This window comes from Streptomyces sp. NPDC026589 (assembly GCF_040638385.1).
GTDB lineage: Bacteria > Actinomycetota > Actinomycetes > Streptomycetales > Streptomycetaceae > Streptomyces.
The window spans coordinates 87,232-104,374 of record NZ_JBEZYG010000006.1; the positions used below are offsets into that span (position 1 = coordinate 87,232).

13 protein-coding genes are annotated in these 17,143 nt (G+C 72.0%); all 13 read left to right on the forward strand.

The genetic code is table 11. The features are described from left to right. Positions 1 to 9 precede the first annotated feature (9 nt). The 13 genes from AB0F29_RS12325 (at position 10) to AB0F29_RS12385 (ending at position 17,057) form a co-directional block, all read left to right on the forward strand. Complete coding sequence (locus AB0F29_RS12325; protein ID WP_361870616.1) at positions 10 to 699, forward strand: SDR family oxidoreductase; 690 nt, start codon at positions 10 to 12, stop codon at positions 697 to 699. A gap of 64 nt (positions 700 to 763) precedes the next feature. Beyond that, a complete protein-coding gene (locus tag AB0F29_RS12330; protein WP_361870619.1) occupies positions 764 to 1,792 on the forward strand; it encodes a methionine synthase in 1,029 nt (342 codons plus the stop codon). A 32-nt stretch (positions 1,793 to 1,824) separates the two neighbouring features. Then, positions 1,825 to 4,056 (forward strand): NAD-dependent DNA ligase LigA, encoded by a 2,232-nt coding sequence (ligA, locus tag AB0F29_RS12335; protein ID WP_361870622.1) that lies wholly within the window; start codon positions 1,825 to 1,827, stop codon positions 4,054 to 4,056. Between the two features lie 349 nt (positions 4,057 to 4,405). After that, positions 4,406 to 6,607, forward strand: coding sequence for a bifunctional diguanylate cyclase/phosphodiesterase (locus tag AB0F29_RS12340; protein WP_361870625.1), 2,202 nt, complete (start codon positions 4,406 to 4,408; stop codon positions 6,605 to 6,607). A 348-nt stretch (positions 6,608 to 6,955) separates the two neighbouring features. After that, the gene (gene gatC, locus AB0F29_RS12345) at positions 6,956 to 7,252 is read left to right on the forward strand and encodes an Asp-tRNA(Asn)/Glu-tRNA(Gln) amidotransferase subunit GatC (protein WP_361870627.1); all 297 of its coding nucleotides are present in this window, start codon (positions 6,956 to 6,958) and stop codon (positions 7,250 to 7,252) included. 5 nt (positions 7,253 to 7,257) lie between these two features. Next, positions 7,258 to 8,760, forward strand: a complete 1,503-nt coding sequence (gatA, locus tag AB0F29_RS12350; RefSeq protein WP_361870630.1) for an Asp-tRNA(Asn)/Glu-tRNA(Gln) amidotransferase subunit GatA — start codon at positions 7,258 to 7,260, stop codon at positions 8,758 to 8,760. A 5-nt stretch (positions 8,761 to 8,765) separates the two neighbouring features. After that, on the forward strand, positions 8,766 to 8,999 hold the full coding sequence (locus tag AB0F29_RS12355) for a hypothetical protein (protein ID WP_018492329.1): 234 nt from the start codon (positions 8,766 to 8,768) through the stop codon (positions 8,997 to 8,999). Positions 9,000 to 9,016: 17 nt separating this feature from the next. Continuing rightward, positions 9,017 to 10,525: an Asp-tRNA(Asn)/Glu-tRNA(Gln) amidotransferase subunit GatB gene (gatB, locus tag AB0F29_RS12360; RefSeq protein ID WP_361870632.1), complete on the forward strand. Its 1,509-nt coding sequence runs from the start codon at positions 9,017 to 9,019 to the stop codon at positions 10,523 to 10,525. 194 nt (positions 10,526 to 10,719) lie between these two features. Beyond that, positions 10,720 to 12,831 carry a phosphocholine-specific phospholipase C gene (locus tag AB0F29_RS12365; protein ID WP_361870635.1) on the forward strand — a complete coding sequence of 704 codons (2,112 nt, stop codon included), beginning with the start codon at positions 10,720 to 10,722 and terminating at the stop codon, positions 12,829 to 12,831. Positions 12,832 to 13,024: 193 nt separating this feature from the next. Next, positions 13,025 to 15,286 carry an MMPL family transporter gene (locus AB0F29_RS12370; RefSeq protein WP_361870637.1) on the forward strand — a complete coding sequence of 754 codons (2,262 nt, stop codon included), beginning with the start codon at positions 13,025 to 13,027 and terminating at the stop codon, positions 15,284 to 15,286. Then, the gene (locus AB0F29_RS12375) at positions 15,264 to 15,824 is read left to right on the forward strand and encodes a GNAT family protein (protein WP_361870639.1); all 561 of its coding nucleotides are present in this window, start codon (positions 15,264 to 15,266) and stop codon (positions 15,822 to 15,824) included. The genes AB0F29_RS12370 and AB0F29_RS12375 overlap by 23 nt, the downstream gene beginning before the upstream one ends. Before the next feature lie 80 nt (positions 15,825 to 15,904). Further along, positions 15,905 to 16,609 (forward strand): hypothetical protein, encoded by a 705-nt coding sequence (locus AB0F29_RS12380; protein WP_361870641.1) that lies wholly within the window; start codon positions 15,905 to 15,907, stop codon positions 16,607 to 16,609. A gap of 271 nt (positions 16,610 to 16,880) precedes the next feature. Next, on the forward strand, positions 16,881 to 17,057 hold the full coding sequence (locus tag AB0F29_RS12385) for a hypothetical protein (protein WP_361870643.1): 177 nt from the start codon (positions 16,881 to 16,883) through the stop codon (positions 17,055 to 17,057). The last annotated feature ends 86 nt before the right edge of the window (positions 17,058 to 17,143 follow it).

Below are 17,143 nucleotides of genomic sequence, written 5' to 3' on the forward strand. Positions count from 1 at the left end.
GATCGCCCCATGTCTACCCACCTCATCACCGGCGCCGGTTCCGGCATCGGGGCCGCTGTCGCCCGCCGTCTCCAGGAGCGCGGCGACGACGTCGTCCTGCTCGCCCGCGACGCCGGCCGCGCCAAGGAGTTCGCCGACCGCTACCCGGGCGCGCGCACTCTCGTCGGCGATCTCGGCAACCCCGACCGGCTGTCCTGGGCGTTCGGCCAGCAGCCCATGCCCGAGCGGATCGACACCCTGCTGCACATCGCGGGCGTCGTCGAGCTCGGCGAAGTCGGCGAGCTCACCCCCAAGGCCTGGCACTTCCAGCTCAACGCCAACCTGATCGCCCCCGCCGAGATCACCCGCCTCCTGCTCCCGCAGCTCCGCGTCTCCCAGGGCCAGGTCCTGTTCGTGAACTCCGGGGCAGGGCTCGCCGCCCACGCCGGGTGGAGCGCCTACGCCGCGAGCAAGCACGGCCTCAAGGCGCTCGCCGACTCCCTGCGCCACGAGGAGCACGGCAACGGGGTGCGCGTCACCACCGTCTACCCGGGCCGCACCGCCAGCCCCATGCAGGTCAAGGTGCACCAGCAGGAGGGCAAGGAGTACGACGCGGCCCGCTGGATCGACCCCGAGTCGGTGGCCACCACGATCCTGATGGCGATCGACCTGCCGCGCGACGCCGAGGTCAACGACCTCACCGTCCGCCCCGGCCGCTGACGTCCCGGGGAGCCGCTGACGTCCCGGGGAGCGGGTCTCCCGCCCCGGACCGTAGGCTTCCCGCGTGAGCGAGAAGAGCAAGTTCAGCGGGTGTCCGGCGACCGGCATCGGGTCGATGCCCGGGGGAGACGCGAGGGAGGCGGCGAAGACCGTCACCGGTTCCTTCGCCGACGGGCAGGGCATGCCGTACCTGACGGAACTGCCCGCGCGCGGGCCGGGCGCCGACATGATCGGCCGGACCATCGGCATGCTCGTCGAGATGTACGGACACGTCGAGCCGAGCGGCTGGCGGATCAGCGACCGCCCCGGCCGCGACACCCGCCGAGCCCGCTCCTGGCTGGGGGAGGACCTGGACGCCCTGGAGGAGTTCACCCAGGGGTACGAGGGCCTGCTGAAGGTCCAGGCCGTCGGCCCCTGGACCCTGGCCGGAGCGCTGGAGCTGCGCGGCGGCGAAGCCATGCTGGCCGACCCCGGCGCCTGCCGCGACCTGGCCGGGTCGCTGGCCGAAGGGCTCCGCGCCCACCTCGCGGAGGTCCGCCGCCGGATGCCCGGGGCGCAGGTCGTCCTCCAGCTCGACGAGCCCTCCCTGACCGCCGTCCTGCTGGGCCGGGTCCGCTCCGCCAGCGGCTACCGCACCTACCGGGCCGTCGACCGCCAGGTCGTCGAGGGGACCCTGCGCGACGTCCTCGCCGCGGCGGGCGAGGACGGCACGACGCTCGTCCACTCCTGCGCCCCCGAGGTGCCGTTCGCGCTGCTGCGCCGGGCCGGGGCCGACGGCATCTCCTTCGACTTCTCCTTGCTCACCGAGCGTGAGGAGGAGGCGATCGGGGAAGCCGTCGAGGGCGGCACCCAGCTCTTCCTCGGCGTGGTGCCCTCCACCGACGCGGCCTCGGAGGGATTGTCAGACCCGGGCGGTAGCGTCATGGGGGTCAGGACGTTGTGGAGCAGGCTGGGGCTGAATCCGGGGACTCTCGCCGAGTCCGTCACGATCACCCCGTCGTGCGGTCTCGCGGGCGCGTCGCCCGCGTACGCCCGCACCGCGCTCGCCCACAGCGCCCGGGCGGCGAGGTCGCTCGCGGACAACCCTGAGTGACGGGGACGACGGGTACACAGGAGGACGGGACGATGGCGGGCGAAGAGCGGGTGGAGCAGGAGAGCTCGGTCCCGGCGGACGTGCGGGAGAAGCACGCGCTGCTGGCCGAGCAGATCGAGGAGCACCGCTTCCGCTACTACGTGAAGGACCAGCCGGTCGTCAGCGACGGCGAGTTCGACCAGCAGCTGCGCTCCCTGGAGGCCCTGGAGGAGGAGCACCCGTCGCTGCGCACCCCGGACTCCCCGACCCAGAAGGTCGCCGGGCCCTACCGCACGGAGTTCACCTCCGTGGTCCACCGCGAACGCATGCTCTCCCTGGACAACGCCTTCGACGACGAGGAGCTGGCCGCCTGGGCGGACCGGGTCGCCAAGGACGTCGGCACCCCCGACCACCACTTCCTGTGCGAGCTCAAGATCGACGGCCTCGCCGTCAACCTCACCTACGAGCAGGGCCGCCTGACCCGGGCGGCGACCCGCGGCGACGGCCGCACCGGCGAGGACATCACCCCCAACGTCCGGACGATCGCCGAGATCCCGCACCGCCTCAAGGGCGAGAACATCCCCGCGCTCGTCGAGATCCGCGGCGAGGTCTTCTTCCCCATGGAGGACTTCGAGGAGCTGAACGCCCGGCTGGTCGCCGCCGACGACAAGCCCTTCGCCAACCCGCGCAACGCGGCGGCCGGATCGCTGCGCCAGAAGGACCCCAAGGTCACCGCCGTCCGCCCGCTGCACATGGTGGTGCACGGCATCGGCGCCCACGAGGGCCTGAGCATCGACCGCCTCTCCGCCGCCTATGAGCTGCTCCACGGCTGGGGCCTGCCCACCGCCCAGCACAACAAGGTCGTCGACTCCCTCGCCGGCGTACGGGAGTTCATCGCGTACTACGGCGAGAACCGGCACTCCGTGGAGCACGAGATCGACGGCGTCGTCGTCAAGCTCGACGAGATCCCGCTCCAGGGACGCCTGGGCTCCACCTCGCGCGCCCCGCGCTGGGCCATCGCCTGGAAGTACGCCCCCGAAGAGGTCAACACCAAGCTGGTCAACATCCGCGTCGGCGTCGGACGCACCGGCCGCGTCACCCCGTACGCCCAGGTCGAACCGGTCGAAGTGGCCGGTTCCGAGGTCGAGTTCGCCACCCTGCACAACCAGAACGTGGTGAAGGCCAAGGGCGTCCTCATCGGCGACACCGTGGTCATCCGCAAGGCGGGCGAGGTCATCCCCGAGATCCTCGGCCCCGTCGTCGACCTGCGCGACGGCACGGAGAAGGCCTTCGAGATGCCGACCCACTGCCCCGAGTGCGGGACGGAACTGCGCCCGATGAAGGAGGCCGACATCGACCTCCGCTGCCCCAACGCCCGCACCTGCCCCGCCCAGTTGCGCGAACGCGTCTTCTACCTCGCCGGACGCAAGAGCCTGGACATCGACCACTTCGGCTATGTGGCCGCCGCCGCCCTGACCCGGCCCCTGGAGCCCGCCGAGCCCGTCCTGCGCGACGAGAGCGATCTGTTCTCCCTCACCGTCGACCAACTGCTGCCGATCCGGGCGTACGTCCTGGACCAGGACAGCGGGCTGCCCAAGCGCGACCCGAAGACCGGCGAGGAGAAGATCGCGACGGTCTTCGCCAACCAGCAGGGCGAGCCGAAGAAGAACGCGGTGGCCATGCTGGAAGGCATCGCCGCCGCCAGGGATGCCCCGCTCGCCCGGGTCCTCACCGGGCTCTCCATCCGGCACGTCGGCCCGGTCGCCGCCCAGGAGCTGGCCCGTCAGTTCCGCTCCATCGACCGGATCGACGAGGCGAGCGAGGAGGAACTGGCCGCCGCCGACGGCGTCGGGCCGACCATCGCCGCCTCGGTCAAGCAGTGGTTCGCCGAGGACTGGCACCGCGAGATCGTGCGCAAGTGGCGCGAGGCCGGGGTGCGCATGGCGGACGAGGACTCCGGGACGGACGAGGGCCCCCGCCCCCTCGAAGGACTCACCGTCGTCGTCACCGGCACGCTCGCGGGCCACACCCGCGACGGTGCCAAGGAAGCGCTCCAGGCGCTGGGCGCGAAGGTCGCCGGATCGGTGTCGAAGAAGACCGCGTTCGTGGTCGTCGGCGACAACCCCGGCTCCAAGTACGACAAGGCGATGCAGTTGAAGGTGCCCGTGCTGGACGAGGACGGATTCGCGATCCTGCTCGAACAGGGACCCGAACGTGCGAAGGAGGCGGCCCTGCCCGCCCCGGAAGCCGCTCCCGGCACCGACCCGGAAGACAGCGGGGAGTAACCACCCGCCGGACCTCCGTTCGCCCAGTGTTCTCCGGATCGAGACGCCTTCGAGACGCCGCCCCGGCGTGGCGCGGTACATACAGGGAAGGAAACGGGGCAGAGGGGTGAAGAAGGGGCCGTCGTTCCCCGAATGGCCCTGCCGCGCCACCCGTTCGGGTCAATAGCAGATGGTGACGGGTGGTCGGTTCGCATGAGGGCAAGAGCTGTAGAGCGCTGCCCCTGGGAGCCTTTCGCGGCCTACTGTTGAGAGGTGCGCCCGCCGTGCACGGCTGCTCGACGGGGCCGTGGCGCCACGGGAGCGGGCGCCACTGAGGGACATCGGCACCGCCGGCTGTGAGAGGGACGGAATGAAACCGACCGAGAGCGCCGCCCCGGTGTCGCGGCTGCAAGGTTCCGTCGGCCTCACGCCCCCCGTGGGCGCCGTCGTCGTGGGCATCGCCGCGGTGCTGCTGGCGGTCGGGTCCTACCGGACCGTTCGACAGGGGCACGCGCTCTTCCCGGACGGCGCGGTGGGCTGGTCCCTCGCCGTCCTCACCGGGATCATCGTCGGCCATCTGGTGGCACTCGGCCGCGACCGGTGGTGGGGCGGCACCGGCTCGGGGGCCGCCCTCACCCTCGCCGTGCTGCTGTTGTTCGGCTGGCTCCCGGCCGTGCTGGTCAGCCTCGCCGTCGTGGTGCTCGTCGGGACCGCCCGCAGACACCGCTGGTGGCAGGGGCTCCTGCACGGCGGGGTGGACATGCTCGGCATCGGCGCCGCGGCCCTCGTGCTGGCCGCCTTCGGCGAGGTCCCCACCGTCGAGGAACCCTGGCGGCCACTCGACTGGGGCATCGCGGCCGTCCCGGAACTGCTCCTGACGGCATCGACGTATCTGCTCGTCACCCGGGTCCTGCTGTGGTACGCCCAGGCCCCGCACAACGGCGGGCTGCCCACCATCGCCCGTACCGCGATGCTGCGGCAGGGACTCGTCGCCGTCGCGCTCCTCGGGCTCGCCCCGCTGATCTGCGCCGTCGCGATGTCCATGCCCGTCCTGCTACCGCTCTTCGCGGTGCCGCTGATCGCCCTCGACTCCACGCTGTGGATCGCCCGCGCCCGCGCCGAGGAGCAGCTGCGCGACCCGCTGACCGGGCTGCCCAACCGCCAGTGGCTGCTGGAGCGGACCTGGTCGGCGCTGGAGGACGCGGAGTCCATCGGCACCCGCTCCGCCCTGGTCCTCATCGACCTGGACCGCTTCCGCGCGGTCAACGACACCCTGGGCCACCTGGCCGGCGACCGGCTCCTGCTGCAGATAGCGGAGCGCCTGCGGCTCGCCCTGCCGCGCGGCGCGGAGGCCGCCCGGCTCGGCGGCGACGAGTTCGCCGTGCTGCTGCCGCACACCGACTCGACCACCAGCGCCCAGCAGGTCGCCCGCCACCTGGTCGCCGAGCTGTCCTCCCCGCTCGACCTCGACGGGCTGACCCTCGTCCTGGAGGCCAGTGCGGGGGTCGCCGTCTACCCCGACCACGCCCTGGACGCCGAAGGCCTGCTGCGGCGGGCGGACGTCGCGATGTACCAGGCCAAGCGGGACCGCACGGCCGTGGAGGTCTACGAGTCCAAGCGGGACAGCAACACCCCCGACCGGCTCGGGCTCCTCGGCGACCTGCGCCGGGCGCTGGACGCGAGCGAGGTCGAGCTGCACTACCAGCCCAAGGTCCGCTTCGACGGGCAGGTCGCCGGTCTGGAGGCACTGGTGCGCTGGGTGCACCCGGAGCGCGGCCGGGTCCCCCCGGACGAGTTCATCGCGATCGCCGAGTCCTCCGGTCTGATGCCGCACCTCACGGAGTACGTCCTGGAGACGGCGCTCGCCCAGGTCGCCCGCTGGCGGGCGCAGGGCCTGTTCGTGCCCGTAGCGGTCAACGTCTCCCCGCGCGACGTCCACACCCCGGGCTTCGCGGGGAGCGTGGCGGCCCGGCTCGCCCGTCACGGTGTGCCCGCGGGAGCGCTCCAACTGGAGATCACCGAGCATGTGCTGCTGGAGGACCCGCAGCGCGCCGCCGACACCCTGGCCGGGCTCACCGCGCACGGCGTGAAGATGTCCCTCGACGACTTCGGCACCGGCTACTCCTCCCTGGTCCACCTGCGCAGACTGCCGGTCAGCGAGCTGAAGATCGACCGGTCCTTCGTGGCCCGGCTGGCGGTCGACCACGAGGACGCGGAGATCGTCCGCTGCACCATCGACCTGGCCCACTCGCTCGGCCTGGTCGTCGTCGCCGAGGGCGTCGAGGACGACGAGACGTGGGAGCGGTTGCGGGACCTCAGATGTGACGCGGTGCAGGGCTGGCTGGTGGCCGCGGCGATGCCGCCGCAGGAGACGACGGCCTGGCTGCGGGCGCGCGGCGAGCACGGCTGGCGCAGGCCCGCCGAGCTGAAGGCCCAGGCGGCGGCCGCCGCCGCCGCTACCGGGTCGGCCACCGGCTCGATGAACGCGTCGCTGAACGGGGCGGTGAAGGGCACGGTGGCCGGCGCGGTGAAGGGCGCGGTGAACGGGACGGCGGAGACCGAGAGCTCCTGAGAGCCGCCCCTTTCGAACACCCTCCTCCGAGCCCCGGGCCCCGGCCCGGGGCTCACCCCCTTTCCGGGCCCGCCGCCCGGAAAGGCGTAGCCCGATCGGGGCGGGGCACCCGCTTCCGGGAGACCCCATAGGATTGGGGGTCGGTGGCACAGGTCCACCTGCCGCGCGACGCCTGGCACGCACGCTCGCCGCGTTGCCGAAACGCCCACGTGGTTCCGCCACGAGGGCGCTCCGGCGCCTGGCGATCGCACGTACCGGATGCCGCGCGGCCCGTCCTTCGGACGGACGACGCACATGTGCCACCGACTCCCAGCCCAAAACCACACACCAACCCCTGAGGATCGCTGCATGCCTGGCATCACGCGCGAGGAGGTCGCCCACCTCGCCCGGCTGGCGCGTCTGGAGCTGAAGGGCGAAGAGCTCGATCACTTCGCCGTTCAGCTCGACGACATCATCGGCGCGGTCGCCCGCGTCTCCGAGGTCGCCGACCAAGACGTACCGCCGACCTCCCACCCGCTGCCGCTGACCAACGTCATGCGCGCGGACGAGGTCCGTCCGTCGCTCACCCCCGCGCAGGCGCTCTCCGGCGCCCCGGCCCAGGAGCAGCAGCGTTTCAAGGTGCCGCAGATCCTGGGGGAGGACTAATCACCATGACGGACATCAGCACCATCATCAAGCTCACCGCGGCCGAGATCGCCGGGAAGATCGCCTCCGGCGAGCTGACCGCCGTCGAGGTCACCGAGGCCCACCTGGCCCGGATCGACGCGGTCGACGAGAAGGTCCACGCCTTCCTGCACATCGACCGCGAAGGCGCCCTCGCCGAGGCCCGTGCCGTGGACGCGAAGCGGGAGGCGGGCGAGAAGCTCGGCCCGCTCGCCGGCGTCCCGCTGGCGCTGAAGGACATCTTCACCACCAAGGACATGCCGACCACCGTCGGCTCCAAGATCCTTGAGGGCTGGGTCCCGCCGTACGACGCCACGCTCACGCGGAAGCTGCGCGCCGCCGACGTGGTCATCCTCGGCAAGACCAACATGGACGAGTTCGCCATGGGGTCCTCCACCGAGAACAGCGCCTACGGCCCCACCGGCAACCCCTGGGACCTCACCCGCATCCCCGGCGGCTCCGGCGGCGGCTCCTCCGCCGCGCTGGCCTCCTACGAGGCCCCGCTCGCCATCGGTACGGACACCGGCGGCTCGATCCGCCAGCCCGCGGCCGTCACCGGCACGGTCGGCGTCAAGCCCACCTACGGCGGCGTCTCCCGCTACGGCATGGTCGCCTTCTCGTCCTCCCTCGACCAGGGCGGGCCCTGCGCCCGTACGGTCCTGGACGCGGCGCTGCTCCACGAGGCCATCGCCGGGCACGACCCGCTGGACTCGACCTCCATCGACGCACCGGTCCCGCCGGTCGTCGAGGCCGCCCGCAACGGCTCCGTACAGGGCATGCGCGTCGGCGTCGTCAAGCAGTTCCGCGGCGAGGGCTACCAGGCCGGTGTCCTCCAGCGGTTCGACGAGTCGGTCGAGCTGCTGAAGTCGCTGGGCGCGGACATCGTCGAGCTGGACTGCCCGTCCTTCGACCTGGCGCTCTCCGCGTACTACCTGATCGCCCCGTCCGAATGCTCCTCCAACCTGGCCCGCTTCGACGCCATGCGCTACGGCCTGCGGGTCGGCGACGACGGCACGAAGTCGGCCGAGGACGTCACCGCGCTCACCCGGGAGGCGGGCTTCGGCGACGAGGTCAAGCGCCGCATCATCCTGGGGACGTACGCGCTCAGCTCCGGCTACTACGACGCGTACTACGGCTCGGCCCAGAAGGTCCGCACGCTCATCACCCAGGACTTCGAGAAGGCCTTCGAGCAGGTCGACGTGATCGTCTCCCCGACGACCCCGACCACCGCCTTCCCGATCGGCGAGCGCGCCGACGACCCGATGGCCATGTACCTCGCCGACCTGTGCACCATCCCGTCCAACCTGGCCGGCAACTCCGCCATGTCGCTGCCCTGCGGCCTGGCCCCGGAGGACGGTCTGCCGGTCGGACTGCAGATCATCGCCCCCGCCATGAAGGACGACCGGCTCTACAAGGTCGGAGCCGCCGTCGAGGCCGCCTTCGTGGAAAAGTGGGGGCACCCGCTGCTTGAGGAGGCTCCGTCGCTGTGAGTGCCATGGCAAAGAAGGCCAGTAACTTCAAGAAGTCCAAGACCGGGCTGTACGTCTCGCTCGGCAGTACCGCGTTCGGCGCGATCAGCATCGCCAAGCAGGCGAAGCTCGCCCGCCAGGACAACGACGTGCTGCGGCTCGTCGACGCGGCCGTCTCCGCGGCCGCCATCGTCACCGGACTCGCGATCCTCTATCGCGAACTGAAGCGTCTCGGCGACGACGACGTTCTGCTGGGCTGAGAGGGATAAGTTTCACCGTGACTGTCACTGACCTGGTGTCGTACGAGGACGCGCTCGCGTCCTACGACCCCGTCATGGGCCTCGAAGTCCATGTCGAGCTTGGCACCAAGACGAAGATGTTCTGCGGCTGCTCCACGGAGCTCAAGCAGGACGCCAACTCCCAGACCTGCCCGGTCTGTCTCGGGCTGCCCGGCGCGCTGCCGGTCGTCAACGAGATCGGCGTGGAGTCGGCCATCAAGATCGGCCTCGCGCTCAACTGCGAGATCGCCGAGTGGTGCCGCTTCGCCCGGAAGAACTACTTCTATCCGGACATGCCGAAGAACTTCCAGACCTCGCAGTACGACGAGCCGATCGCCTTCGAGGGCTATCTGGACGTCCAGCTGGAGGACGGCGAGATCTTCCGGGTGCAGATCGAGCGCGCCCACATGGAGGAGGACACCGGCAAGTCGACGCACGTCGGCGGCGCCACCGGCCGTATCCACGGCGCGTCCCACTCCCTGCTCGACTACAACCGGGCCGGCATCCCGCTCATCGAGATCGTCACCAAGCCGATCGAGGGAGCAGGCGCCCGCGCCCCCGAGGTCGCCAAGGCGTACGTCGCCGAGCTCCGCGAGCTGATCAAGGCCCTCGGGGTCTCCGACGCCCGCATGGAGATGGGCCAGATGCGCTGCGACGTCAACCTGTCGCTGCGCCCGCACGGCCGTGAGGCGTTCGGCACCCGCTCCGAGACGAAGAACGTGAACTCGCTGCGTTCCGTCGAGCGGGCCGCGCGCTTCGAGATCCAGCGGCACGCCGCCGTGCTGTCCTCGGGCGGCACCATCGTGCAGGAGACCCGGCACTTCCACGAGGAGGACGGCTCCACCACGGCCGGCCGCATCAAGGACAACGCCGAGGACTACCGCTACTTCCCCGAGCCGGACCTGGTCCCCGTCGCGCCCGCGCGCGACTGGGTGGAGGAGCTGCGCAAGGGCCTCCCCGAGCTTCCCCGGCTGCGCCGGGCGCGGCTCAAGGAGGAGTGGGGCGTCAACGAGCACGACATGCAGTCCATCCTCAACGCGGGCGCGGTCGACCTGATCGTCGCCACGACCGAGGCGGGCGCACCCTCGGACCAGGCCCGCAAATGGTGGATGGGCGAGCTGGCCCGTAACGCCAACGAGACCGGCCGCGGTCTGGACGAGCTGCCGATCACCCCGGCGCAGGTCGCCCGGGTGGCCGCGCTCGTCGCCGCGGGCGACCTCAACGACAAGCTGGCCCGCCAGGTCATCGAGGGCGTCCTCGCGGGCGAGGGCGACCCGGACACCGTCGTCGAGAAGCGCGGCCTGAAGGTCGTCTCCGACGAGGGCGCGCTGTCCACGGCCGTGGACGAGGCCATCGCGGGCAACGCGGCCATCGCGGACAAGATCCGCGGCGGCAAGGTCGCGGCGGCGGGCGCGCTCGTCGGCGCGGTCATGAAGGCCACCCGCGGCCAGGCGGACGCGGCCCGTGTGCGCGAGCTGATCCTGGAGAAGCTCGGCGTCGAGGGCTGATCACCCGGTTCGATCCACCGAGCACGTCCCGAAGGGGCGGTGCACCCGCACAGTGCGGGTGCACCGCCCCTTCGCGTTGTTGGACTTCCGGTCCGACCTCTTGGACGTTCACCACCGGTCCGTGCGCAGTCCTTCCCGATGCCACCTGGGCTGACTAGCTTCCCGGCTGTAACCACCGGAACCAGGAGGCTCTTTTGACCACGGACATGTCACGGCGACGGCTCTTCGCGCTGGGCGGCGGCGCGCTCGGCGCCGCTGCGGCCGGATCGTTCCTGCCGCCGTCGCTCCAGGCCGCCATCGCCGCGCAGCCCGCCCACGCGGGGTCCGGCGGGGGAGGAGGCCTCGGCTCCGTCAAGCATGTGGTGATCCTGATGCAGGAGAACCGTTCCTTCGACCACTACTTCGGCACCCTGCGCGGCGTGCGCGGCTTCGGCGACCGCAACGCCATCGAGCTGCCCACCGGCACAACGGTGTTCGAACAGCCCGCCGCGGCCGGCTCCACCGTGCTGCCCTTCCCGGTGCGCGGGGCGGCCGAGGCGCAGAAGAAGGACCTCCAGTACATCGGCGCCCTCGACCACTCCTGGAACGGCGGCGCGAAGGCCTGGGGCGGCGGCTGGATGAACGGCTGGATCAGCGCGAAGACCGCGGCGACGATGGCGTACTACGACCGCCGCGACATCCCGCTCCACTACGAGCTGGCCGACACCTTCACCGTCTGCGACGCCTACCACTCCTCGATCCACACCTCCACCAGTCCCAACCGCAACCACCTCTGGAGCGGGAAGACCGGCTTCGAGCCGAACGGGAAGCGGGCCGTCGGCAACGACGCGTACAACGAGGGGACCCACCCCGGCTACGACTGGTCCACCTACGCCGAGCGGCTGGAGAAGGCCGGGCGCAGCTGGCGCACGTACACCGAGTGGGAGAACTTCACCGACAACCAGATCGAGTTCTACGCCACCTTCAAGGCGATCGCCCGCAAGGCGCTGGCCAGGACCGGCGGGCACACCTACATGGAAGCCTTCTACGCGAAGGTCCGGGGCGCGTCCGAGACCGAGCGCACCCGGCTCCTCGGACTGCTGGAGGAGGGTGTCGCCACCCTCGACCGGCGTGAGCGCAGCCTGTTCGAGCGGGGGCTGCGCCGGGTTCCGACCGGGGCGCTGGCGGACGAGTTCGCCAAGGACGTGGCGGCCGGAACGCTCCCCGCGGTCTCCTACCTGGTCCCCTCGGCGATCGACTCCGAGCACCCGAGCACCTCCTCGCCGGTGCACAGCGCCACCGTCGTCTACAAGATCCTCGACGCGCTCGGCAAGCACCCCGACGTGTGGCGGCACACCGCCGTGCTCATCAACTACGACGAGAACGACGGCTTCTTCGACCACGTCCCGCCGCCCGTCGCACCCCCCGAGGTCGCCGACGAGCAGTGGGAGGGCCGGCCCACCGGCCTCGGGATCCGGGTGCCGCTGCTGGTCGTCTCGCCGTGGACCGTCGGCGGGTACGTCTGCTCCGAGGTCTTCGACCACACCTCCGTCATCCGCTTCCTGGAGCGCTGGACCGGTGTGCGGGAACCCAACATCAGCGACTGGCGGCGGCGGGTCACCGGCGACCTGACGTCCGCCTTCGACTTCACCCGGGCCCGCCGGCAGCCCGCCGTCGAGCAGCCGGCGGCGATACCGCCGCTGAGCGGGCGCTGGCAGCCGAAACCGCCCGCGGTCCAGCACCTCCCCGAGCAGGAGCCGGGCGCACGCCCGGCGCGCCCCCTGCCGTACCAGCCGGACGCCCGGGCGAGGCGGTCGGGCGGCACCCTGCGCGTGGAGCTCGCCAACACGGGCCGGTCCTCGGCGCACTTCGCGCTGTACCCGTACGCCGGTGAGTTCCCGGCCCCGCAGCACAAGGACGTCCCCGACACCGCGCACTGGAACGTCCCGCTGACCGGGGAGGCGTACCGCTTCACGGTCACCGGGCCGAACGGCTTCCGGCGCGAGTTCGCCGGGCCGGCCGACGGGGGAGCCGAGGTCGCCTCCCGCATCGACCACCGCGACCGCGACCTGCACCTCACCCTGCGCAACACCGGCCGCCGGACCCTGACCTTCCTGGTGCGGCCGCTCGGCTACGTCGACGAGGACGACGTACGGGACTGGACCCGCCGCGTCATGGTCAGGCCGGGCCGCAGCCGGGCGCTCGTGCACTCGGCGGCCGACGCCCACGGCTGGTACGACCTCGCCGTCACCGTCGACGGGGAGGACGGCTTCCGGCGGCGGCTCATGGGCCACATCGAGAACGGCCGCGCCAGCGTCTCCGGCTGACCCGGCCGGACCCGGGGCACAGGGCCTGGTCTGTCGCGTGCGGGGAACAGATCAAGCCCTGTGACCATGGCCACGAAACGGACAAAAGATCACCTTCTGCTGACAGAGTGGCGTTCGCAAGGTCGTGAGGCGTTTACGGGCAGATAACGTCATCTGTGGGTAAATGTTCATACACCCACAGGGAGCTCATCCGTTGGCTGCCATCGCTCGCTGGTGCATCAGGCACCGCCTCGTCGCCGTCCTCATCTGGCTCGCCGCTCTCGGCGGGACAGCCGCCGCGGCGGGCTTCGCGGGTTCCGCGTACTCCAACGACTACGAGGTCCCCGGCACCGAGTCCGGCCGCGCCACCGAACTGCTCTCCCGCGGTTTCACCGACCTCGGCGGCGACACCGACACCGTCGTCTGGCACACCACCGGCTCCACGGTCCGGGCCGCCGACGTCGAGCAGACCATGACCCGGACGCTCCACGCGATCGAGGAGCTGCCGGGCGTCGGCGCGGTCACCGGCCCCTACGGAGGCACCGGCCCCGGCCAGATCAGCGAGGACGGCCACACCGCGTACGCCACGGTCACCTTCGACCACCCCGTCGACGAGATCCCCGCCTCCCAGGCCCGCGCCCTCGTCGACACCGCGAAGGGGGCCGAGGCCGACGGGCTCCAGGTCGAGCTGGGCGGCACCGCCGTCGCCCTCACCGAAGCACCCTCCGTCCACCTCGCCGAGGGCGTCGGCGTCGTCGTCGCGGCCGTCGTGCTCTTCCTCGCCTTCGGCTCGCTCGCCGCCAGCCTGCTGCCCATCGCCACCGCCCTGGTCTCCGTGGGCACCGCCTACGCGGGCATCGTGCTCCTCGGCCATGCGATGACCGTGGCGGACTTCGCCCCGATGCTCGGCATGCTCATCGGCCTCGGCGTGGGCATCGACTACGCCCTCTTCATCGTCACCCGGCACCGCAGAGGCCTCCGGCGCGGGATGTCCGTCGCCGAAGCGGCGCGGAACGCCGTCACGACGACCGGGCGTGCCGTCGTCTTCGCCGGAGCCACCGTCTGCATCGCCCTGCTCGGCATGCTGATCCTGCGGCTCGGCTTCCTCAACGGCGTCGCCATCGCCGCCTCGCTCACCGTCGTCCTCACCGTGCTGGCCTCGGTCACCCTGCTGCCCGCCCTGCTCTCCCTCATCGGGACGCGGGCGCTCAGCCGCCGCGAGAGGCGGCAGCTCGCCGAACACGGGCCGCGGCCCGAACTGCCCACCGGCTTCGCCGCCCGCTGGTCCGCCTTCGTGGAACGGCACCCCAAGCTGCTCGGGGGCATCGCGGCCGTCGTCATGCTGGTGCTCGCCCTGCCCGCCCTCGGCCTCCACCTGGGCACCTCCGACCAGGGCAACAACCCGGCCACCGCCACCACCCGGCAGGCGTACGACCTGATCGCCGACGGCTTCGGGCCCGGCGTCAACGGCCCCCTCACCATCGCCGCCCAGCTCGACGGCGCGGACGACCGGCTCGCACTGGACTCGCTGCCCGGGGAACTGCGCACCACCGAGGGCGTCGCGTCCGTCAGCCCGGTCACGTACAACAGCGCCGGCGATACCGCCTTCCTCACCGTCGTCCCCGCCTCGTCCCCCCAGTCGCAGGACACCAGCGAGCTGGTCGACCGGATCCGGGACGAGGTGCTGCCGCCGGTCCGGGACAACACCTCGCTGGAGGCCCACGTCGGCGGGGTGACGGCGAGCTACGACGACTTCGCGGAGATCATCGTCGGGAAGCTGCCGCTCTTCGTCGGGGTCGTCATCTCACTCGGCTGTCTGCTCCTCCTCCTGGCGTTCCGCTCCATCGGCATCCCGCTCAAGGCCGCCGTGATGAACGTGGCCGCCGTCGCCTCGTCCTTCGGCGTCGTCGTGGCCGTCTTCCAGTGGGGGTGGGGGAGCGAGCTGCTCGGCCTCGGCAGCGCCGGACCCATCGAACCCTTCCTCCCCGTGATCATGGTCTCGGTCCTCTTCGGCCTCTCCATGGACTACCAGGTCTTCCTGGTCGGCCGGATGTACGAGGAGTGGCTGGAGACCGGCGACAACCGGCGGGCCGTACGGGTCGGCCTCGCCGAGACCGGCCGGGTCATCAACTCCGCCGCCGTGATCATGATCTCCGTCTTCCTCGCCTTCGTGCTCAGCGGCGACCGGGTCATCGCCATGTTCGGCATCGCGCTGGCCACCGCCGTCGCCCTGGACGCCTTCGTCCTGCGCACCCTGCTGGTGCCCGCCCTGATGCACATGCTCGGCGGGGCGAACTGGTGGCTGCCGGACTGGCTGGAGAAGCGGCTGCCCAGGATCAGCATCGAGCCGCCCGACTGCGTACCGCTCCGTGCGAAGATCCCGGAGACACGCGGTACGGGTGCGGAAGAGGGCGATGAACCGGTGACGGGCCGCCCCGCCGAGAAGGAGCACGATGTTCGCCATATCCCTGGGTGACGACGGGGCGGAGCTGTGCCCGCTGGAGGTCTGGCAGGCCGAGGAGCTCCTCGCCCACATGGACCGGGCCCGGGAGCTGGTCGACGCCTGGATCCCGCTCGCCGCGTCCGTCACCGACCTGGACTCGGCGCGTGCCCTGCTCCAGCGGTACGCGGAGAAGCAGGCGGCGGACACCGGGCGGCTGTACGGCATCCGGCTGGACGGCGTCCTCCTCGTCGGCGGCGTCCTCTTCCGGATCTTCGACGCGCAGTCGGGCAACTGCGAGATCGGCGTGTGGCTGGAGCCCGCCGCCCAGGGCCGCGGACTGATCACCCGCGCCGCCGAGCGCCTGATCGACTGGGCGGTGCACGTACGCGGCATGCACCGCGTGGAGTGGGTCGCCTCCGCCGCGAACACCAGGTCGATCGCGGTGGCTCAGCGGCTCGGCATGGCCCGGGACGGGGTGATGCGGCAGAACTACCTCCACCGGGGCGTACGCCACGACACCGAGATCTGGTCGGTCCTCGCCCCGGAATGGCGGGCCCGCGCGGGGCACTGAGCCCCGTCCCGCCCTGACGAGCCCCCCGCGCGGCCCCGGCGTTAAGCGGGCTCTCATCCGGGCCCCCTAGCGTGCGGCGAATGAACACCACCCCCTCCAAGACGACGAACCCGTCCACCACCACCCCGCCCGCCGGGACGACCGACCCCGCCGAAGGCACCGCCGACGCCGTCACGGAGGAGGCGACCGCCAAGGACTCCCTGGTGAAGAACCCCGCGAAGGACCCGGTGACGGACTCCGCGACGGAGAGCGCCACCGGTACGCCGACCGATGCCGCGCACTCCGGGACGGCGGCCCCCGACGACCTCGCCGGGCAGTCGGAAGACGAGGACGATGACGACGCCCTGGAGCCCGACCCCTTCGACGAGGCCCGGCACGGCGTCGGCGCGGGCGCGGCGGCCGTCGTCTCCGCCGCCCTCGGCATCGTCGCCCTGACCGGTGCGTGGACGGGCAGGGTCGCCGCCGAGCGCGAGACGCTCATCGGCCAGATCCAGACCTCCGGCGGCGGCAGCGCGGCCCAGCAGATCTCCGAGATCTACGGGGACGCCTGGCACACCACCGCGCTGGTCAACGGCGTCTTCGCCGTCCTGGCCCTGCTCGTCGGCGTCTTCGTCCTGGTCCGCCCCGCATTCGGCGTCCCCTCCGAGCTTCCGCAGCCCACCTGGGTCCGCGCGGTCGCCCTGGCCGGAGTCGCCCTCGGCGTCATCGGCGTGCTGATCTCCGCGGGCATGTACTTCGACCTCCTCGTCTCCCTGCCCACCGCGGGCGCCCCGGCCGGCGGCTGACCCCCCTGCTCACCGCCCCGTACGGCACGGGGCCGGGGGGTGTCCGGCAGGCCCGGTCATGATCCGCCGGACACTCCCTAAGGCCCCTGCCCACCCCTCGGACACCCGGGGGCGGGGTCTAAGGCCCCCACCGCCGCGAAGATGCGGAACTCGCCCGATGCGCCGCCCCCTCCTGGCCGACGACAGTGGACACACAGCGAACACAGGGCCCCGGCCGACCGGCCGGTCACCCCGCCGGTCCGCTGCCACGACCAGGAACCAGGGGCACCCCATGTACGAGTACGAGCTCTACCGCACCACCTCCGCCGAGCTGATCCGCCGGGCCGACGCCGAGCGCGAGCTCGGCCGGGCCCGCCTCGTCCGCCGGGCCGCCCGCCGCTCCGGACACGGTGATCCCGAGGGGAAGGTGGTGGAGGGCGACCGCACCCGCTTCGCCCCGGCCGCCTGACGGTGTCCGGGGCCGGCAGCACCACCGCACCGGTCACCGGTCCCGCCGACGCCCCCTCCGGATCGGGCGCGGCGGGCCCGGACCGC